Raw genomic sequence first — 326 nt, forward strand, 5'->3', positions numbered from 1 at the left:
CGCCGTCTGCACCTCGCCCAGCTCGATCCGGTACCCTCTCAGCTTCACCTGGTCGTCCATTCGACCCCAGTACTCGATCACGCCATCCTCGCGGTAGCGGCACAGGTCTCCCGTCCGGTACATCCGCTCTCCGGCCGCTCCGTGCGGATTATGCAGGAATCGCTCTGCGGTCAGCTCCGGCTGCTTCAGGTACCCCCGCGCGACTCCCGCTCCCGCTACGTACAGCTCCCCAACTACTCCTGTCGGAACCAGTTGGCCGGTGCGATCCAGGATATAGCTCGCGCTTCCTGTGATCGGCCGTCCGATCGGCGGCGCTTCCTCCGAAC

General features: G+C 65.3%; 1 protein-coding gene. It reads right to left on the bottom strand.

What is annotated here, in order from left to right; all coding sequences use genetic code 11:
• The coding region (locus tag ACY1JZ_RS26110) for an AMP-binding protein (protein WP_462631697.1) at nucleotides 1-326 on the bottom strand (326 nt) is incomplete at both ends.

The sequence above is a fragment of the Paenibacillus sp. J5 genome, from assembly GCF_054955055.1.